Annotated in this window: 14 protein-coding genes; 9 read left to right on the forward strand and 5 right to left on the reverse strand. The window is 68.1% G+C overall.

Annotated elements, in window-relative coordinates:
- Positions 1–169 precede the first annotated feature (169 nt).
- Both H5J31_RS21980 and H5J31_RS21985 read left to right on the forward strand, forming a co-directional pair.
- On the forward strand, positions 170–1,510 hold the full coding sequence (locus H5J31_RS21980; protein WP_181774509.1) for an erythromycin esterase family protein: 1,341 nt from the start codon (positions 170–172) through the stop codon (positions 1,508–1,510).
- Positions 1,511–1,839: 329 nt separating this feature from the next.
- Positions 1,840–2,817: a sporulation protein gene (locus H5J31_RS21985; RefSeq protein ID WP_181774510.1), complete on the forward strand. Its 978-nt coding sequence runs from the start codon at positions 1,840–1,842 to the stop codon at positions 2,815–2,817.
- A gap of 111 nt (positions 2,818–2,928) precedes the next feature.
- On the opposite strand, the gene H5J31_RS21990 is transcribed toward H5J31_RS21985, so the two are convergent.
- Positions 2,929–4,134 (reverse strand): acyl-CoA dehydrogenase family protein, encoded by a 1,206-nt coding sequence (locus H5J31_RS21990; RefSeq protein WP_181774511.1) that lies wholly within the window; start codon positions 4,132–4,134, stop codon positions 2,929–2,931.
- An 83-nt stretch (positions 4,135–4,217) separates the two neighbouring features.
- Positions 4,218–4,292, reverse strand: coding sequence for a putative leader peptide (locus H5J31_RS40570; RefSeq protein ID WP_364032489.1), 75 nt, complete (start codon positions 4,290–4,292; stop codon positions 4,218–4,220).
- Positions 4,293–4,366: 74 nt separating this feature from the next.
- On the opposite strand from H5J31_RS40570, the gene H5J31_RS21995 reads away from it, so the two are divergent.
- Together H5J31_RS21995 and H5J31_RS22000 are read left to right on the forward strand one after the other, a co-directional pair.
- Entirely contained in the window at positions 4,367–4,858 is a 492-nt protein-coding gene (locus tag H5J31_RS21995) for a MarR family winged helix-turn-helix transcriptional regulator (protein WP_181774512.1), read from the forward strand.
- 380 nt (positions 4,859–5,238) lie between these two features.
- Positions 5,239–6,414 carry an MFS transporter gene (locus H5J31_RS22000; RefSeq protein ID WP_181774513.1) on the forward strand — a complete coding sequence of 392 codons (1,176 nt, stop codon included), beginning with the start codon at positions 5,239–5,241 and terminating at the stop codon, positions 6,412–6,414.
- Between the two features lie 4 nt (positions 6,415–6,418).
- Here the strand turns inward: H5J31_RS22000 and H5J31_RS22005 are convergent, their stop codons facing one another.
- The 3 genes from H5J31_RS22005 to H5J31_RS22015 are packed head-to-tail and all read right to left on the reverse strand — an operon-like array spanning position 6,419 to position 10,766.
- Positions 6,419–8,131: an ABC transporter ATP-binding protein gene (locus H5J31_RS22005; RefSeq protein ID WP_181774514.1), complete on the reverse strand. Its 1,713-nt coding sequence runs from the start codon at positions 8,129–8,131 to the stop codon at positions 6,419–6,421.
- Positions 8,128–9,870, reverse strand: a complete 1,743-nt coding sequence (locus tag H5J31_RS22010) for an ABC transporter ATP-binding protein (RefSeq protein ID WP_181774515.1) — start codon at positions 9,868–9,870, stop codon at positions 8,128–8,130. Before H5J31_RS22010 ends, H5J31_RS22005 begins: the two co-directional genes overlap by 4 nt.
- A complete protein-coding gene (locus tag H5J31_RS22015) occupies positions 9,867–10,766 on the reverse strand; it encodes an alpha/beta hydrolase (protein ID WP_181774516.1) in 900 nt (299 codons plus the stop codon). The genes H5J31_RS22010 and H5J31_RS22015 overlap by 4 nt, the downstream gene beginning before the upstream one ends.
- A 95-nt stretch (positions 10,767–10,861) precedes the next feature.
- Between H5J31_RS22015 and H5J31_RS22020 the strand changes: the two genes are divergently transcribed.
- From H5J31_RS22020 to fxsT, 5 genes are all read left to right on the forward strand, one after another.
- Positions 10,862–11,902 (forward strand): helix-turn-helix domain-containing protein, encoded by a 1,041-nt coding sequence (locus H5J31_RS22020; RefSeq protein ID WP_181774517.1) that lies wholly within the window; start codon positions 10,862–10,864, stop codon positions 11,900–11,902.
- 258 nt (positions 11,903–12,160) lie between these two features.
- A complete protein-coding gene (locus H5J31_RS22025; protein WP_181774518.1) occupies positions 12,161–12,877 on the forward strand; it encodes a S1 family peptidase in 717 nt (238 codons plus the stop codon).
- Between the two features lie 194 nt (positions 12,878–13,071).
- Positions 13,072–14,883 (forward strand): VMAP-C domain-containing protein, encoded by a 1,812-nt coding sequence (locus H5J31_RS39935; protein WP_181774519.1) that lies wholly within the window; start codon positions 13,072–13,074, stop codon positions 14,881–14,883.
- Between the two features lie 13 nt (positions 14,884–14,896).
- A complete protein-coding gene (locus tag H5J31_RS22035; RefSeq protein WP_181774520.1) occupies positions 14,897–15,979 on the forward strand; it encodes an AAA family ATPase in 1,083 nt (360 codons plus the stop codon).
- Position 15,980: 1 nt separating this feature from the next.
- Positions 15,981–20,375, forward strand: coding sequence for an FxSxx-COOH system tetratricopeptide repeat protein (gene fxsT, locus H5J31_RS22040; protein ID WP_181774521.1), 4,395 nt, complete (start codon positions 15,981–15,983; stop codon positions 20,373–20,375).
- Positions 20,376–20,378: the final 3 nt, after the last annotated feature.

Genomic DNA, 20,378 nt, shown 5'->3' on the forward strand with positions numbered 1-20,378 from the left:
TAAACGCGGGTGGATCCCGTTCGCCGGAACCCACACTCCGGCGGCGGGGTCCACCCGCCCCTCGTTCGGTGGGGTTTTCCCCCATGCCAAGTCGGAGCCCTGCTACAGCGCGCCACCGCCGATGCGCGGGCGATGATCGCCTTCGACATCGAGTGAAGGGGCGAACGGCATGGCGGACAAGAGGAAACACTGGGGAAGACGGGGACTGCTGACGGCCGCGATGGCCGCTGTGGTCGTGACGGGAGCGGTCGTCGCGCCCGTGGCGAGCGCGAGCACGGCCGGGCGTGATCCGGTGCGGTCGCTGGACCGGGCGGCGCATCCGCTGCGGTCGACCGAACCCGGCCGGAACACCGCGGATCTGCGGGCGCTGGGCGCGATGATCGGCGACACGAAGGTGGTCGGTCTCGGGGAGGCCACGCACGGCTCCCACGAGTTCTTCACGCTGAAGGAGCGGGTCTTCCGCTACCTCGTCGAGGAGAAGGGCTTCCGCGCCTTCGCACTGGAACTGAGCTGGTCCGCCGGACTGGAGATCGACGAGTTCGTCCAGACCGGCAAGGGTGACGTCCGCGAACTCGCCAAGCGGACGCTGGCCGGTTCTCCGTGGGACCGCGAGGAGTTCGTGAGCCTGATCCGCTGGATGCGCGACTACAACCGCGCTCACCCGGGCCGCACCGTGCACTTCGTCGGGGACGACCTCGGCGCGCCGAGCTTGAACGAGAAGTTCTTCGCGCGGATCACCGACTACGTGCGCCAACATCACCCGAAGGCGTTGCCGCGGCTCAACGAGCTGTACACCGGACTGCGCCCGATCGACGACATCTTCGCCTACCTGGGCAAGCCGCGTGAGGAACGTCTTCGGCTCGCGGCCAAGGCGGAGCAGGCGTTGCAGCTGATCAGGAGTCTGAAGGGCGCGGGCTCGGACGCCTTCGACTTCGCCGAGCAGAACGCGTTGTCGGTCGCGCAGACGACGAAGTTCGCCACGGTGGACCCCAAGGATCCGAAGTCGCTGGGGGAGGCGCAGATCCTCCGCGACGGGGCGATGGCGCAGAACGTCGCCTGGTGGCAGCGCCGGACCGGGCACAAGATCCTGCTCTCGGCGCACAACAGCCACGTCGCCTATCTCTCGGGCGATCCGGTGATGTACCCGAAGGCGCAGGGCGCGTTCCTGCGCGAAACGCTGGGCGCGGGTTACGTGACGATCGGCTTCACCTTCGACAGGGGTTCGTTCCTGTCCAAGGACGCGGCGCTCGTCGGCGACTGGAAGCGGTTCTCCGTTCCCGCCGCGGCGCGGGGTTCGAACGAGGACACCCTCGACAAGGTCCGCTACCAGGACTTCTACCTCGACATGCGCACCGCGCCGCCGGCCGCGAAGGCCTGGCTCGGCACCGCCCGGCCCACCCGCAGCATCGGGACGCAGTTCCCGGTCGAGCCGCAGGACATCTCGCTCGCGCGGTCCTTCGACGTTCTCGTCCACCTGCACGACGTCCGTCAGGCCGATCTGAGAAAGTAGGGGCGCCGCGCCCGTTTAGGGGTGGCGCTACACGCGATTTCGTGTGCTTGGAGACGGATCTCGCGTGCACAGAGACCGCACAACCGAGTGCGGCATCCAGGCACGCGAGTCACGTGCCTGAGCACGCGAGTCGCGTCTTCGCCGCAGTAGACGCGGCAAAGGGAACCTGCACGACGTCCGTCAGGCCGATCTGAGAAAGTAGGGGCGCCGCGCCCGTTTAGGGGTTTTTAACCCGGTTTGCCTGGCGTGCCGCGGCGGATCTCGGTAGTAGTCGAAGTGTTCGCTCTCGCGGCACCCCTTGTTCCAGTACCCAGCGGAGGAAATCCCTGATGTTCAAACGGATGCTCAGCGCCTTCGGGGTCGGCGGCCCGTCCGTCGACACCGTGCTCGACTCGCCGCACGCCACACCCGGCGAGGTGATCACCGGCCAGGTCCGCATCCAGGGCGGTTCGAGCGACGCCCAGATCGAGGAGATCCTGCTCTCGCTGGTGACCCGGGTCGAGGTCGAGCACGGCGACCACGAGCGCGCCGGGACCGCGGAGTTCCTGCGGGTCAGCGCCGGGCGCAAGGTGAAGGTCACCGCGGGGCAGCCGACCACGGTCCCGTTCCAGATCGCGCTGCCGTGGGAGACGCCGATCAGTGCCGTCGGCGGGCGTGAGCTGCCGGGCGTGGTGGTCGGTGTGCGGACCGAACTCGTCATCGCCGGCGCGCCGGACAAGGGCGACCTCGACCCGGTGCTGGTCGGGCCGCTGGAGTCGCAGGACCGGGTGCTGGAGGCGTTCGGCGAGCTGGGCTTCCAGTTCCGCAGCGCCGACGTCGAAGCCGGGCGCCTGCACGGTGTCCGGCAGGAACTCGGCTTCTATCAGGAGATCGAGTTCTTCCCGCCGTCGCGTTACGCCGGCCGCGTCAGCCAGGTGGAGCTGACCTTCGTCGCGAGCCCGGACGATCTGGTGGTGGTGCTGGAGGCCGACAAACGCGGCGGCATGTTCCGCTCCGGCGGCGACTCCTTCGGCCGCTTCCACGTCTCGCACGAGGAGGCCCTGCGCACCGACTGGGCCGCGGCCATCGACGGCTGGCTGGCCAAGGTCGCGGAATCCGGCGGCGGGCACGCGATGTTCGGCGGCCACGGTGGACACGGTGATCACCACGATTACGACCACCACGGTCACCATGGTGGGCACGGCAGGCGTGGTCCTGGGATGGGCGGCGTCGTCGCCGGTGCCGCGGCCGGAGTGGTCGGCGGCATGATCCTCGGCGAGGTCATGGAAGACGTCTTCGACGGCGGCGACGAGGGTTTCGAAGAGTGATCCTCGCTCAGTAGCGGGAAAGCGGTAAGCCGAAGGTATCCGCTCGGTGCCGTGGGTCGTGAGTGGTAGGTGTCGTCAGAACGTCACTTACCACTCACGACCGGCCGGGGATCAGGTGTACCAGGTGGGTTCCGGGAGTTCGTTCAGGAGCGCGTAGGCGCCGACCTCGCGGCGCTTGTACGCGACGGGGTCGTGGAGCGAGTGCGTCCGCAGATTGCGCCAGAAGCGGTCCAGGCCGTACTTCGTCGCGCTAGCGCGGGCGCCGGTCAGCTCGAAGACCTTCGTGCCGATTTCGAGTCCGGTGTCGATCGCGCGCTGCTTGGCGGCGGCGATGAGGACCGCGACGTCGCCGCGTGCCTCAGGCGTGAGTTCTTCTCGCGGCGCGTGCAGTACGGCCGAGATCGCGGCGCCCGCCTTGTCCGCCAGTGCTTCGGCGGCCCACAGTTTCGCCTGCAGATCGCCGTAGCTGTCGAGGATGTACCACTCCTCGCCCGCCGACGCCTTGTTGTCGCCGCCGTACGGCCAGGCGCGGGTGTGCTCGCGCGTGTACTCCAGCGCGGTTTCCAGCGCGCCCTGGGCGATACCGAGGTAGAAGTTGGTGAACACCAGCTGGATCGCCGGGACGTTGAGCGTGTTGTAGGTCAGCGGGTGGAACTTCTTGTCGACGTAGCCGGCGGCACTCGCCCACGGGACGCGGACGTCGGTGATGGTCACGCTGCCCGATTCGGTGAGCCGTTGGCCGATGTTGTCCCAGTCGTCGTGGAAGACGATACCGTCCTGTTCGGACGGAACGATCGCGAAGATGTGGTCCTCGGTGCCTTCGAGGATCCCTTCGAGCACGGTCAGGTCGGAGACCTTGCTGCCGGTGGAGAACGACTTGTGTCCGTTGTAGACGATCTCGTCGCCGTCCTCGGTGATCTTCAGATCGGAGTCGCGGGGATTGACCGCGCCACCGAAGAAGAAGTTGTTCTTCGTGTACAGCTCTTCGACGGCGGCGACCTGATCGTCGGTCGCGACCAGTCGTGCGGCCCAGGCCCAGAGATAGTGGTAGCCGAGCAACTGCCCGATCGAGCCGTCACCGCGGGCGACCTCGCGGATCACCTGATAGGCGGTCTCCCAGCTCTGCCCGCCACCACCGTGCTCGACCGGGCCGAGCAGGGTCACCAGGCCGGAATCCTTCAACCGCTGGACTTCCGTGTACGGCGTTTCGTTCTTCCGGTCGCGTTCCGCCGCGTCCACCGCGAGTTCGGCGGCGACGTCCTTCGCGGTGGCCAGCCATTCCGTGGCGGACCGTACCGGGTTCTCGGTCGTGGTCATGCTGAATTCCGTTCTGTACGAGGGTGAACGGGTATTTCGGGCAGGGCGAAGCGCCCGGGATACCCGGGAAGGCGAAGGCTGTTTCAGGCAGTACAGAAGCAACCCGCGACGCGGACCAGGTCCACGTGGCGGCGACGGGTCAAGCGGATGCCGTCCATGCGTCCGAGTAGAGCAGTGGGACTACAGGGTGTCAACGAACGTCCGCGCTCTGAGACCGGGGTAATCTCCGGGAGTGCCGGACCACGTTGATCACATTCTGAGCCAGTGGGCGGAAGCCCGCCCCGACCTGGACGTCTCCCCGATGGGGGTGATCGGGCGGCTGAGCAGGCTCGCCCGGGTTTTGGACGGCGAACTGCGCAAGACGTTCGCCCGGCACGACCTCGACCGGTCCTCCTTCGACGTGCTCGCCACCCTGCGCCGGGCCGGCACGCTCACCCCGGCCGACCTGATGCACTCCGCGATGATCACCTCCGGCGCCGTCACCCAGCGCCTGGACAGGCTTGAGGAACGCGGCCTGGTGGTCCGCGCGCCGGACGAGACGAACGGCCGCCGGGTGCTCGTCGACCTCACCGAAAAGGGTCTCGAGCTCATCGACCGGGCGCTGCCCGACCACGTCGAGACCGAGCACCGCCTGCTGAGCGCGATCAGCGTGGGAGAACGCGACGAACTCGCCGCCCTGCTGCGGAATCTGTTGAGTTCGTTGGGAGACGTCGCCGAAGAGTGAGGTACCGGGGTCGTGAGTGGTAAGTCGCGTCATTGAGGGGTAAGTCAAAGGTGGCGTGGATGGCGGGGTGTTGCGAAAGCCACTTTCGCAACGTTGAAGGTTGCGAAAGTGGCTTTCGCAACACTCGAGGGGCAGGTAGGTGAAGGGACGGGCGGGCCCGTTCACCCGGGGTGACAGTGGGCGCGAGTGCGCCGCCCAGGTCGCCGCCGCTCCTCCGCTCATCATTTGACTTAGCGCTAAGACGTCCGATACCTTAGCGCTAAGAGGTTCACGGGGCTGTCCCGTGAACCGGCAGACTTCGCGGACCGACACGCCCCGCCGCCGGATCTCCCGGCGCCGCAGGGGTTTCCTCGTCATGCCCGCGGATCGAGAGAGAAGAAATGGTCACTCGAACCGAAAAAGCGCCTTCGACCTTGAGGGGCTGGGCGGGCGTGGCGGCGATCACCGCCAGCCTGTTCGTCTTCCTCACCACCGAACTGATGCCGGTCGGCCTGCTCACGCCGGTGAGTTCCAGTCTGGGCATCTCCGTCGGCGTCGCCGGGCTGATGGTCACCCTGTACGGCGTCTCGGCCGGGCTGGGCGTCCCGTTCATCGTCGCGTGGACCCGGCGGATCAACCGGCGCGTCCTGCTTTCGACGATGCTCGGGATCCTGGCCGTGGGCAACCTGATCACCGCGCTCGCGCCCAGTTATCCGCTGGTGCTGGCGACCCGGCTCGTCATGGGGTTCGCCAACGGCGCCTTCTGGGCGATCGGCGTCGGGATGGCGATGCGCCTCGTCCCGGAACGGCACGCGAACCGGGCGGCCGCGGTGGTGATGTCCGGGATCTCGATCGCCACCGTGCTGGGTATGCCGCTGGGCACCGTCCTCGAAAGCCTGACGAGCTGGCAGACCACGTTCCTGATCTGGAGCGGCCTCAGCGTCCTCGTCTTCCTCGCCGTCGTCGCCCTGGTCCCGTCGCTGCCGTCACAGAACGCGGTCTCGGTCCGGGAGGTCTTCGGTCTGCCGCGCGAGAACGTGCGCCTGCGGTCGGTGCTGGTCACCGTGGTCTTGTTCGTGCTCGGTCACTTCGGGGTCTACACCTTCATCCGTCCTTTCCTGGAAGGGAATTCTTCCGCGTCGTCCGGCTTCATCACGGTATGCCTGATCGTCTTCGGCATCGGGGGAGCGGCCGGGAACTTCGTCGCCGGGTACTTCGTGACCAAGAACGTGCGGACGAGTTTCCTCGTGGGCGCCACCTCCCTCGTGGCGTCGTTGTTGCTGCTGCTCGCGATCGGCCACGGTCAGGCGGGCGCGATGATCGCGCTGGCGCTCTGGGGTGTTTCCTACGGCGTCGTGCAACTGAGTCAGCTCACGATGACGCAGAACGCCGCACCGGAGACCTTCGAGGCCGCCATGTCGCTGAACACGCTGGCGTACAACACCTCCATCGCTCTCGGAGCGTTGTTCGCCGGCCTCTTCGCCGACAACGCCGGCATCACCAGTGTCGTGTGGTTCGGCGTGGTGCTGACGGCCGCTTCCTTGCTGTTCACCGCCGGCACCCGCCGAACCGCTTAGGTTTTCACGCTGGGGGTTTCGCCAAGGACAGGTCCCAGAATTCGGCGTACCGGCCGCCACGATGGAGCAATTCGTCGTGGCGGCCTTCTTCCACGATCCGGCCACCGTCGAGGAAGACCACCTTGTCGGCACGCTGGACGGTCCGCAGCCGGTGCGCCACCATCACGACGGTCCGGCCCGCCATCAGCCGCTCGATTCCTTCGTGGACAGCGGTTTCGTTGACCGGATCCAGTGCCGAGGTCACCTCGTCGAGCAGCACGATGGGCGCGTTCTTCAGCAGCGCCCGCGCGATCGAGACCCGCTGACGTTCCCCGCCGGACAGCGAAGTGCCGCCCTCGCCGACGTTCGCCGACCATCCGCCGGGCAGCCGCTCGATGACCTCGTCCAGCCGTGCCGCCGTCGCCGCCGCACGCACTTCGGCGTCGTCGGCGTCCGGACGGCCGAGCCGGATGTTCTCCTCGATCGTGCCGTCGAAGAGGTAGACGTCCTGGAAGACGATGGCGATCCGCGCCATCAGGTCCTCGGTGCTGATCGCGCGGACGTCCACCCCGCCGACGCGCACCGCACCGGAGTCCACGTCGTGGAACCGGGCGAGCATCTGGAGGATCGTGCTCTTGCCCGCGCCCGACGGGCCGACGACGGCGAGTCGTCGACCTTCTTCCACGGTAAGGGAGACGTCGTCGAGCACCGTGCGGTCGCCGTGCCGGAAGGTGACGGATGCGAACTCCAGGTCGTGGTGTTCGGGCCGGACCGGGTCGAGAGGCTCCGGAAGCGGTTCGGTCCGCAGGACGGTGTCGAGCCTCGCCAGTACCGAACGCGCGCCGCGGAGTTTGCCGCCGATGTCCGACAGCGACAGCAGCGGATCCGCGCAGCGGGCGGCCAGGACGAGGATCGTCAGCACCTCGGCCGCCCCGACCTTCCCGCCGAGCGCGAGGAAAGCGCCCAGTACCAGCAGAACGGTGAACATCGCCTGCACCGTGAACGTCAGTCCCACGACGCCGGGCAACGCCGAAAGCGTGGAGCGGCGGGAGGCGCGCCGCAGATCGCGCAGTGAGTCGTCGAGCAGGCCGAACCGTTCGGCGGTGCGGCCGCCGGCCCGGAGCACCGGCTGGGCCTGCAGGTACTCGATGACGCGTCCGGTGGCTTCGTGATCGCGTTCGGCGCCTTCCCGGTCGGCGGCCGCCATCGAGCGGCCCGCGCGGACCTGGATCACCGCGACGAGCGGGACGGCGATCAGCGCGGCCAGCCCCAGTCGCCAGTTGAACGCGAGCATCACGAGCACGATCGTCAGGGGAGTGGCGCAGGCGGAGATGAACGGTGCGAGCAGATGCGCGATCACGCTCATCGCCCGCAGGACACCGGGTCCGGCCAGCACCGACACCTCGCCGACCCGGCCGGAGCCGAACCAGCCGATCGGCAGCCGTGCCAGATGATCGCCGAGCCGGTGGTACATCCCGCGCAGCAACGTCGTTCCGACCCGGAAACCGGAGAGATCGCTGCGGTAGCGCAGGATCGCGAACACCGCGACCGCCGCGCCGAACGCGATCAGCCACGGCCGGGCGGCACCGGGAGTGCTCCCGAAGAGCGCCTGTAGCAAAGGGACAAGCAGAGCGTAGGACAGGCCCTCGGCGATCGCGGTCGTCGTCATCAGGGCCACGGTGCGGCGCACCGGCCGGGCGTATTCCGGCCCCAGCACACGCAGCAACATCCGGATCATCGGGACTCCCCAGGGTCTTCGGTATGGGCATGCCAGAACTCGGCGAACTTTCCGTTCCGTGCCAGCAGATCCGCGGGCTTGCCACGTTCGGCGATCGTCCCGTTCTCCAGCATCACGACGACGTCGGCGTCGACGATCGTCTCCAGGCGGTGGGCGATGACCAGGGTGGTGCGATCGCCTTGTGACGCCGCCAGCGCCCGGCGCACGGCCGATTCGGTCTGCGGGTCGGCGAAGGCGGTGGCCTCGTCGAGCACCAGGACCGGAGCGTCGGCGAGCAGCGCGCGGGCCAGCGAGATCCGCTGTGCCTCGCCACCCGACAGCCCGGTTTCGTCCTCGAGCACCGTCTCGTAGCCGCGTGGCAGTTCGAGGATCCGTTCGTGGATGTTCGCCTGCTTGGCCGCGCGGACCACGTCGTCATGGCTCGCGCGCGGGACGGCGAGCGCGATGTTGTCCGCGACCGACGCACGCAGCAGCCGGACGTCCTGGAATACGAAGGAGACCGTCCGGTAGAGCTCCCGGCTGCCGACTTCGCGCAGATCGACGCCACCCAGCAGGACCGAACCGCTCGCCGGGTCGAAGAACCGCGGCAGCAAGTGGACCAGAGTGGACTTTCCGCTGCCCGAAGGCCCGACGATCGCGGTGACCGTCCCAGGCTCCAGGACCAGGTCGATTCCTCGCAGGACTTCGTGATCGTCTTCGTAGCCGAAGCGCACGTCCCGCAGTTCGACGCGGTGCCCTTGGGGCGCGACGGGATTCGCGGGTTCCGGGAGTGGCGGCACCGCGAGGACGTCCCGGATCCGGCCGACCGCGCGACGGGCGGCCTGCAGCTCGTCGAACCCGTGCCCGAGCGCCGCCACCGGAGCGGTCAGACCGAGGCCGAGGACCAGGAACGGCAGGAGATCGGCCGGGGCCAGCTCGCCGCCGGTGATCAGGATCGTGCCGCCGATCAGCACCACCACCAGCACGAACGGCGGGGACAACGCCAGCTGCATCCCGGCCGCGGGCCCGGCCATCCCCCGTACCCAGCGGGTGAAGGTGCCGACGAAGGCGTCCGCGGCGGTGAGGAACCGGCGGTGGGCGCGGCCGGTGCCGCCGAACGCCTTGACCACGGCGATGCCCTGGACGAATTCGACGACCGCGCTCGAAATCCCCGCCATACCCCGGTCGAACTCCTCCTGTTCGCGAAGGCGCGACGGCGTCATCATCAGCGGGACCTGGAGGATCGCGAGCAGGACCGGGATCAGCGTGATCAGGGTGAGCCGCCAGTCGATGGTGAGCAGGTACACCAGCGACACCAGCGGGACGACGAAGGCGGAGACGAGCTCGCCGGGGGTGTGCGCGATGAACGGGTGCACGGCGCTGACGTCCTCGCCCACCACCTTGGCCAGCTCACCGGTCCGGCGCCGCGAGAACCAGCCGATCGGTACACGCCCCAGGCGTTCGGCCAGCAGCCGCCGGAACGCCAGCTGGACCCGGCCGTCGAGCAGATGCCCGATCCCGGCCGACGCGGCCGTGAGCGCCAGCCGGACGAACAACCCGGCCGCGCCCACGGCGACCGCGGTCCAGACCCGGCCGTCGTCGACCGGGCCGGGCGCCAGCAGCGCCCGGCCCAGTTCGACGACCGCCAGCAGCGGCGCCAACCCCGAGACGGCGCCGATGACCTGAAGTACGACGACGGCCGCGAAACTCCCTGTGTAGGGGCGCAGCAGCCGCGCCAGAGTCGGAGCCGCGGTCGTCATTCGGCCAGCGCGCGGCGCAGGGCCCCGCCCAGTTCGGCGATCTGCCGGTGCGAGACCTCGGCGGACAGGATCGCCTGCGAACCGTGGAAGGTACCTGGCCACTGGTGCAGTTCGACCGAGACACCCGCCTGCATGAGGCGGACCGCGTAGTCGATGTTCTCGTCGCGGTTGGGGCAGAACTCCGCGGAGGCCACGTAGGCGGGCGGTAGCCCGGACAGATCGGCGGCCCGCGCGGCGGCGGCGTAGGGGGAAGGAGCAGGCCGTCCTTCCAGGTAGTGCCGCCACATCGCGGCGATCTTGTCGCGGTTCACCCAAGGGGTGTCGGTGAAGTTCCGGGCCGACCACGTCTCCTGCCGGTCGTCGAGGCTCGGCTGGTTGAGCAGCTGGAACCGGATCGCCGGGCCTTGTTCGTCGCGCGCTCGCAGCGCCGCGGTCGCCGCCAGCCCGCCGCCGGCGCTGTGCCCGCCGATCGCGATCCGGTCCGGGGTGACGCCGAGTTCGGCCGCGTGTCCGGCGGTCCAGTTCAGCACGGCGTAGACGTCGTCGAGCGCGGCCGGGAACGGATTTTCGGGCGCCAGGCGGTACTTCACCGAGATCACCACCGCGCCGGAACCCTCGGCGAGACGGGCGGCCCACGGGTGTTCCGTGTCCAGATCGCCCATCACGTAGCCGCCGCCGTGCAGCCAGACGATGGCGCCCTGGGCGTCGCGGGGACGATAGACGCGGATCGCCACGTCCGGGTCGCCGGGCACGATCCGGTCTTCGACGTCCATGGCCGAGGTGTCCGGCTGCGGCACCGAGGTCGCCAGCTTGGTGAAGTTCTCGCGCTCGGTGGCCGGGTCGTCGAGGGTGGCCGGCGGGAACAGGGCGATGAAGGCTTCCAATTCGGGATCCATGACGCCATGCTCCCGGCACCGGGCCGGGAGGTCGCCCGCCACTCGTCGCGCGTTCCGGGCTTCTCGCGCGACGATCGCCGCGTACCCTCGCCGTCATGGAGGCACTGGCCGCTCGGTTGTCGCATCTGGATCCGGACGTCGAAGGCGTCATCCGCGTCGTGATGTTCTACGACACCCTGATGCGGCGGCGCGTCGATCTCCCCGTGCTCGCCCGCGCGTCGGCGGGGCTGGCGGAATGCGTGGCCGGGATCCGGCTCCACGGCACGGGACGGACGATCCGCATGGCGCCCGACGGCCGGGAGGTGGCCGCCCCGCTCGAACCCGCTTCCGTCTCGACGTCGGTGGCGGTCACCCTCGACGAGGAGGAGATCGGCACCGTCTGGCTGGAACGCGACGGCGGCCCCGCCTCGCTCGACGAAGCGCTGCTGGACAGGCTCGCCATCGCCGCCGCCACGGTCGTCGAGCGGTACGGCCCGGCCCGCACCACCATGGCCGACCCGGCGCTCGTGGAACTCGTGATCAGCTCCACCAGCGACGACGCCGCCCGGAACCGGGCGCTGCGGCTGCTCGGATTCGCCGCCGAACCTCCGATCCACGTCGTCGCGGTCCGGTCGGGGATCCCGCTCGAGAAGCTCGGCGGCCTGGTCTGCCCGGGCCGCCCGGTCAGGGCCGCCCCACTCGGCGACGTCGGCATCATCCTGGCGACCGCGGTGGATCCGGCCCGGCTGCCGGACGGTGTGCGCGCGGGGATCGGTGCCGCCGGCTGTCCGCACCGGTCCTGGCTGGACGCCCGGACCGCGCTCCGGTTCACCACCGAGCGCCTTCCGGTCATCCATCACGACGACCTCGGTGCGTTGGCGCTGCTCGCACGGGTCCCCGAGGAAGACGTGCGCGGCAACGCCGACGTCGTCGCGATCGCGGGCCTGGCAGCGGATCCGGAAGACCTGCGCACCCTGGACGCCTACTGCGTCACGGGTTCCGTCCGGCAGGCCGCCGATTTCCTGCACCTGCACCACAGCAGCGTCGCGCGCCGGCTCACGCTGATCGGGAAGACCCTGGGTATCGAGCTGAACGACCCCGCCGGGCTGACCCGGGCCCGGCTCGCCCTCACCGCGTGGCGGCTCCTCGACGATTGAGGAATGTCCTCCGGGAATGCGCGATCGATCGAAATCCCTACTTTTGTCGGATTTCCGTTTCCGTTCCGTGTGTTAAGTGATCACGCCCCGCTGATCGATACGCATATACGCAGACAATGTCCGGCGAGTGTCATGGGGAAATAAATAGGTAGTCCGCGCGACTTTCGTCGGTTTCCGGATTCCCTTGTCGCGACACAGAATCAGCGCGTTCGTCCCCACTGAAGCGGCCGGTGCCCGGCCGCAGAAATGAGTCGGAACATGCGACTGCGCTCCCTCGTCCTGCTCGCCGGTACCGCCTTCATGGCGCTGCTCGGCTCGACCGCCCCCGCCGCGACCGCCGCAGAACCCTCCGGTGTGCAGCCGATGATCATCGGTGGCCAGTACGCGCAGAGCGGCCCGTGGGCGGCCCGGTTGTTCGTCAACGGCCAGCAGAACTGCAGCGCGACGATCATCGCGCCGCAGTACATCCTCACCGCCAAGCACTGTGTCGCCAGCAGCGGCAGCTACACCTTCCGCATCGGCAGCCTCGACCAGCAGAGCGGCGGCACGATGGCCACCGCGTCGACCATCACCCGCCACTCCGGCGCGGACCTGGCCATCGTCAAGCTGACCAGCTCGGTCAACGCCACCTACGCGCCGCTCGGCACCACGAGCAACGTCGCGGTCGGCCAGAACGTGCAGGTCTACGGCTGGGGCGCGACCAGCCAGTGCGGTTCCGAGATCAACTGCCAGTCCCGCTACCTGAAGGTCGCCACCGTCCGGGTGAACTCGGTCAACTGCAGCGACTACAACGGCGGCGTCGCGGTCTGCGCGAACCGCGTCGACGGCATCACCGCCGGCGGTGACTCGGGCGGCCCGATGTTCTCCGGTGGCCGCCAGGTCGGTGTCGCCTCGACCAGCGACCGGTCGAACAACACCGCGTACACCAACATCACCCGGTACCGCAGCTGGATCCAGCAGGTCGCCGGCGTCTGACCCCCGGTGAAAGAGGAGCCCTCCCCGGCGCGGTCGGGGAGGGCTCCTTGCCGTTCGGCGCCGTTCGGGTGAACGCGGCAGCACAGATGCGCGGAGATGAATTTGTCATCTGAACACCGATCCCTGGGCCGATCGGCGCGATAATGTGGCGTTCAGCGCCGATGAGACGGCGCCTGGACCTTGGGAGGGGGCCAGTGGCGCAACCGACGCAGGCTCTCGACCGCACGATCGTCGTCGTGGACGTCGCGGGATTCACCTCTCCCGAGCGGAATCCGCTCGACAGGCTCGCCGTGCGCCAGGGCATGTACGAGGTGCTCAAAACCGCTTTCGCGGAAAGCGACGTCGACTTCGATTCCTGCGCACGCGAGGATCGCGGTGACGGCGCGCTGATCCTGTTGCCGCCTGGCACCACGAAGAGCCTGGTCGCCGATCGCTTACCGGATCGCATCGCGGTCGCTCTCCGCCGGTACAACTGGACAAGGACTTCGCAGGCGCAGATCCGCTTGCGGGTGAGCCTGAACTCCGGCGAGGTGCTGAACGACGGGAACGGGTGGGTCGGCGAAGCGGTCGACACTGCCTTTCGCATTCTGGACGCTCAACTGGCGAAAGAGGCGTTCGCGGAATCCGATCGGATGATCGCCTTCATCTCTTCCGAGCGGTTCTTCTCCGACGTCATCGCGCCGGATCCGGGACTGCTGCCCGAGTTGTACGACCCGATACCGGTTTCGGTGAAGACCTTCACCGGAATGGCTTATCTGCGACTACACGGCGAACTCACCGCCGCGGCGGCGAAAGCACCCGCCGTCGAGCCGGCGCGGCTCGACGACCGGCCTCTTCCCGAACTGGCCAGCGACGTCCTGGAGTTGATACCCCGCAAGGATCTCGCGGGCCTGCACCGCCATCTGACCCGGATGGAGGTACCGCATCTCGGCGTGATGATGAGCCGCGCGCTCGGCCCGGCGATCCCGCTGCCGCGGCTGGACGGCGTCACCGACGCGTGGAGTGCCTTCCACCTGCTCACGGATTTCAACGCGGGCCCGGACGGGATCCCGCCCGCCGTCACGTTTCTGCGGCTGCTGGCGGAACACGCCGGCGGCGAGGCGGGCGCCATGATCGCCGGCTGGATCGGTGACCAGGCGCGTTCGCTGCGACTCGGCCCCGCGCTCGGACATCAGCGGCAGAGCAGGCCGCCGATTCCTGAACGTCCGCATTTGCATTTGACGATCATGCTCGAACCGGTTTCCGCCGACCCGACGCGATGCACTCTCGCATTCTGGCGCCAAGATGACCCGGAAGTGTGGCCTCCCGCGCTGGGTGGTGTGCGGGAAATCGGAATAGACGAGGTCGAGTTCAGGGTCGACGACGTCATCCTGGAGACTGAGGGAGTCTGGTCCGGCCAGAGCATGTCCGCGTCGGTGGAATTCCTGCTGCCGAGGACGTTGATCAATTTGCCCGTGCAGCGATGGGCCAAGGAACATGGGACGGGCCAGCCTCAGCCGTTGAGGTACGGGTACCGGCTCGGGATAAGATCACTGGAGAGGATGCGGGCGAGGCATTGGCATCGCGCATGGCACGTTCGCTGGGACTCGATGGTGGAGGATCCGTCCGCGGACCGGCTGCACTATTCCGATCGTGCGGAGTTCGAGGATCACCCGATCGACGCAATACTGAGCGACGAGCACTGGATCGGGCTGGTATTGGCGAATCCGCCCGCCTCGCAAGCGGAACAGGGCACCGCACCGGACGAGTTGACGACCGCCATCCGGAGTGGGCTGCCCGTGATCCTCTGGCATCCGGACGCCGAACCCGAGAAGCTGCGCGAGTTGCTGGACTGGGTATTGGCCACGGAGACCGGCTTTATCGAACTGCCGGATCGCCGCAAACTGGCGAATTCGGGTGCGGCGGTACCGTTCAAGAATTCTCTGGCTCACGATCTGGTGGTAATGTGGGACGACCCGAAACGGGTAATTGTTCTCGACCAACCGTTGATCCCGACTCGACCGTAAGGGGATACCGCGGATGAGCGTGAACGACCAGGACGTGGCCGTGGACGGTCGGACGCCGCATTCCGATGCACCCGATTGGTGGATTTATCGGGGGACCGGCAGGCCGATCCACGACATCGACCTCGCGCAGTTGCTGCCCGCGCCGCCCCCCTGGCGTTCCTATCGCGGGGATCCGCCGCCGGAGCACGACGTGCCGCCACCGGACGACGGCGAGTCGGAGCGCCGCCTCGGTACCGCGTTCACGCTTTCCGAGCAGGATATCGACGACAATGAACTGAACATGGTGAACGCCGCGCTCTACCTGCGGCGTCCCTTGCTGGTGACGGGAAATCCGGGAACCGGGAAGTCGAGTCTCGCCTACCGGATCGCCAGGGAGCTCGGTCTCGGCCGGGTACTGCGCTGGGGGATCACCAGTCATACCGCGCTGAGTTCCGGTCTTTACGGCTACGACGCGATCGGCCGGGTGCAGGCCGCCGCGACGAGTCAGGCGCAGCTCGGCGGCGAGGGGGAAGAGCCGCCGATCGGCGATTTCGTCCGGCTGGGCCCGCTGGGTACGGCGTTCCTGCCCAGCAGGCTGCCCCGTGTCCTCCTGATCGACGAGCTCGACAAGTCCGAGGCCGATCTGCCGAATGACCTGCTTTCGATCTTCGAAGACGGCGAATTCTCCATCGAGGAATTGGCGCGGGTGCGCAATCGGCATCCCGAGGTCACCGTGCACACCGCGGATCCGCAGCGCACCGCCGTCGTCCGTGACGGCCGGATAGCCTGCCACGCCTTTCCTGTCGTCGTCATGACCAGCAACGGGGAACGGGAATTCCCGCCCGCGTTCCTCCGCCGGTGTCTGCAATTGCGGATCGAGAACCCGGACCACGAACAGCTGGCCGCGATCGTGGCGAGCCATCTGGTCGGGCAGAACGGTGAGCACCGGGACGAGCTCATCCGCGAATTCGCCGAACGCAGCAAGGCGGAAGGCGGTCTGCCGACCGACCGGTTGCTCGACGCCGTGTATCTGGCCACGTCGGGTGCGTATCAGCCGGATCAGGAGGCGTGGCCGCGGCTGGTGGACGCGCTGTGGCAACGACTGACGGTGCGGTGACATGGGCGGGCCGGGCGGTGTCCCCGACTCGCGTTCCGTCCGGGCGGCGGAACGTCGGACCACCGACTTTCCCAAGAGTGGCAGGAAGTTCGAATTCGAGGACCTGAACTGGACCGATGTCGCGGACATCGTCTGGCTGGCCGCGGCGATCGCGCCCGCGAGCACCGCCGCCGAGCCCGCGGCGGCGGAAGAACCGAAGCCGCCGGTGGAAGACGACGTGCGGATTCGCAACGCGCCTTCGGAATCGCGGGACGTCCCACCCCCCGCCGAACCGCGACGGCGGCCGATCCCCGCTATACCGTCGCCCGGGCAGGACGAAGACCAGACCGCCGAAATCGAGGTCGCCCCCGCGGACCTGCCCGAACCGGCGGTGGACGGCGCCGGCACCGGGGGTGTCGCGTTGCTCGAATCGCTGGAGTACTTCCGCGCACTGAGAACGCTGAAACGCGAGACCACTTCCCGGCGACACAACGATGTGGTCCTGGACGAGGAGGCCACCGCCGTCCGAGCCGCCGAGACCGGACGATGGTGGCCGGTCACCCGGATGAGAAAAGAGCGCTGGCTCGACCTGACGCTCGTCCTCGACAACGGTCCCTCCATGGCGTTGTGGCGCCCCCGTGTGTCCGCGTTCGTCGACCTGCTCGGGCAGGTGGGTGCTTTCCGCACCATTCAGGTCCGCCTGTTGGAAACCGCCAAGGACAATGGGCAGGACGGTCTCGTTCTCCGTGGTGGCACTCCCGGCGCGCCCGCGCGCGACCCGGACGAAATCCTGGATCCCTCCGGGCGGCGCGCGGTACTGCTGCTGACCGACGGGGTCGGGGACGCCTGGCAGAAGAAGGACGCGCTGTACCCGATCCTGGCTCGCTGGGGCCGCACGATGCCGGTGAGCATCGTGCATCTGTTACCGCAGTGGCTTTGGGGCCGCTGCGGAATGAGTCCCCACAAGGCCCTGATCCGGGTCCCGAACGCGTTGGCCCCCAACGAGAGATGGACGTTCGGCCTGACCGACGCCTGGCTCGACCCCGGGGCTTCGGTGCCCGCCGGGACCGTTCCGGTGCCGGTGCTCGAACTGCGCCCGCGGTCGCTCGCGTGGTGGGCCGGACTCATGACCGGCGAAAACAGCGCGGCCGCCGAAGGCGCGATCGTGCTCGCCACCGACCGCGTCGCACAGGCGGAATCTGTTGACCCGCCAGTAACTTTGTCACCCGCCGAAAGAGTGCACCGATTCCGCAGTGTCGCTTCGCCTCCGGCGCTACGCTTGGCCCAACTGCTCGCGGCGGTTCCGGTCCGACTCGACGTGGCGAAGCTGGTGGGACAACGGTTCGTGCCGGAAGCGGGGCTGGAGCACCTCCTGGAACTTCTGCTTTCGGGGATCATGTACGCTCCCGGACTCAGGGAAGGGAAGTCCACTTGGGACACAGGTGGGGTCTTCGCTTTTCCCGAGGCAGTCCGGGAATTGTTGCTCAGCGGCGCGCGGCGTTCGGAAACGGCCAGTGTCGTACGAGTGGCCGCCACCCATTTAGGTGGCCGGATTCCGCTGCTCGGTCACCTCCGAGACGCCATCGCCGACCCGCACAACACGCCGGATCCGGTGCTCACCCTCGAGTCGTCGGCCGACGTGGAACTGGAAAGTGCAGTAATGCGCGCCCTTTCCGGTCCGTACCTGTCCCGGGCTGACCGGCTACGGAACGCGGTACAAGACCAAGACCTCGTCGTACCCGAATCTGAATCAATCAAGACTGTGAGCCCCATGATGCCTGAGACGGCCGAACGTCCCCCTGCCTCGACTTCAGCGTCGGAGGGACGCTCGCGCCATTTCGGCGACACCGAATCGAACGAGCCGACGACGAGGATCGTTCACCCGTCGGCCTCGGGCAGTACGCGGAACTTCCCGGCACGCCAGCCGGAGGACCCGCCCTTGGTCTTCGGCAACGTACCGCCGAGGAACCCGAACTTCACCGGCCGCGACGAACTCCTCGACCAGCTGACCAGACGGCTGAACAGCGGCACCACCGCGGTCCTTCCCTCGGCACTGCACGGTCTCGGCGGTATCGGCAAGACGCAGATGGCCACGGAATACATCTACCGGCATCTCCAGGACTACGACCTGGTCTGGTGGATCGACGCCGCGCACACCACGCAGATCCGCGCCGGGCTGACCGAACTCGCCTCCATCCTCGGCATCCCGGGCGCGTCGGAGGCGAACATCGCGGTGCCCGCGGTGATCGAGGCACTGCGCACCGGACGTCCGTTCCGCCGCTGGCTCCTGGTCTTCGACGCCGCGGAAAGCCCGGAAGCCGTGCTGCCGTACTTCCCGCGCAACGGTCCGGGCGAAATCCTGGTCACCTCGCGGAACTCCGACTGGGCCGGGATCGCGCGCCCGCTGGAACTCGCGGTGTTCAAACGCGAGGAGAGCATCGAACTGCTCGGCAGGCGCGGTCCGGAGATCGATCGGGACGACGCCGACGAACTCGCGGAGAAACTCGGTGACCTGCCGCTGGCCGTCGAGCAGGCCGCGGCCTGGCGAGCGGTGACCGGGATGCCGGTGCAGGAATACCTGCGCCTGTTCGACGAGTCGGTCGAGGAAATCCTCGACACCGCCTCGGCACCCGACTACGAGGTCTCCGTCGCCGCCGCGTGGAACGTTTCGTTCGAGGAACTGAAGACCCGCAACCCGGCCGCACATCAGATCCTGCACATCTGCGCTTTCTTCTCCCCTGAACCGATTTCACGCGACCTGCTCACCGGGGTCAGCCGGGTCTCCATCTCGCCGGAACTCGACGCGGCCCTGCGTGAACCGATCAAACTGGCGCGCGCCATCCGGGACATCAACCGGTACGGCCTCGCCAAGATCGACCACGGCAACAACACGCTCCAGCTGCACCGCCTGGTCCAGCTGGTGCTGCGAAACCGGGTGATGGCCCGTCAGGTGCACGCGCGGATGCAGCACGGGGCGCACCAGTTGCTCGCCGCACTCGATCCGAACGACCCCGAGTCGAGCAGGCACTGGTCGCGCTACCGCGAACTGCTCCCGCACGTCTACGCGGCGAACGTGCTGAACTGCGACGACGACTGGCCGCGTCAGCTCCACATCAATCTGATGCGCTATCTGTTCGAGTACGGGGACCACGAGGAAGCGGCCCGGCTCGGCCTTGAAGCAAGGAAGCACCTCACCGAAAGCCTCGGTCCCACGCATCCGCAGACACTCGAGGTCTCGTCGAGGCTGGGGCTCTATCTGTGGGCGATCGGCCGGTACGCCGAAGCCGCGGAGCTCAACCAGCGCACGCTCGCGCTGCGCCTTCAGGTTTCCGGCGAAGAGAACGAAGAGACCTTCGCGCTCCAGCGGAACATCACGATCGACCTCCGGGCCCAGGGCGACTTCGCCGCCGCGGGCAAGCTCAGTGAGGAGATCTTCACCAAGGCCAAGCGCATGTTCGGCGAAGACGACCCGGAGACGCTCAACACCGCCTATCAGCACGCGATCAGCCTGCGGCTGTCCGGTGCCTATCGGGCCGCTGCCGAACTGGACCAGGAAACCCTCCGCCGGCGTATCGAGGTCCTCGGCCGCGAGCACGTCCGCACCTTCAGCGTCAACACCGCGCTGATCGTGGACCTGCGAGAGGCCGGTGAGTACGGGCAGTCCCGGGTCCAGCAGGAGCGGCTCACGGAGAACTTCCAGGCTCGCTTCGGCAAGGACCAGGTGGACACCGTGGTCAACAATTTCATGCTTGCCGTTGCCAGGCGGAAAGACGGTGACCACGCCGGTGCGATGGTCCTCTCGACGGAGGCATTGAGGAGGTTGCGTCTCGCCTTCGGGGACGACCACAGCATCACGATGTGCTGCGCCCTCGCGCACTCGATCGATCTCCGTCACTCGGGTGACCTGGTCGCCGCGGCCAAGCTCGGAGAGCAGACCTTCGAGCGGTACCGGAGCGGCCTCGGCGAGCACCATCCGCACACCTTGGCGGCGAGCGCAGACCTCGCGGTGACGCTGCGGCTCCAAGGGGACGTCGCGGCCGCACGTGTGCTCGACGAACGCGCTCTCGAGTACTTCCGCGCCAGCATCGGCCCCGATCACCCGTACGCCGTGATCGTCACGATCAACCTGGCGAGCGAACTCTCCCAGTCAGGTGAACTCGACCGGGCGATCGAGCTGGGCCGGGACGCTGTCGAGCGTGGTCGTCAGGTACTCGGCGAGGACCACCCGACCACCTTGGCCGCGGCCTTCAACCTGGGCCTCGATCTCGCCGCCGCCGGTCGTACCGACGAAGCCGCGCCTTTCCAGGAGCCGGTCCTGGCCAAGTACCGCCGAGTTCTCGGCGAGGCCCACCCGGGAACCCAGGCGGCTGTCCGCGGTGCTCGTGCCGACTGCGACATCGACCCGATGCTGATGTAGCGG

Source organism: Amycolatopsis pittospori (assembly GCF_013870525.1).
Lineage (GTDB): Bacteria > Actinomycetota > Actinomycetes > Mycobacteriales > Pseudonocardiaceae > Amycolatopsis > Amycolatopsis pittospori.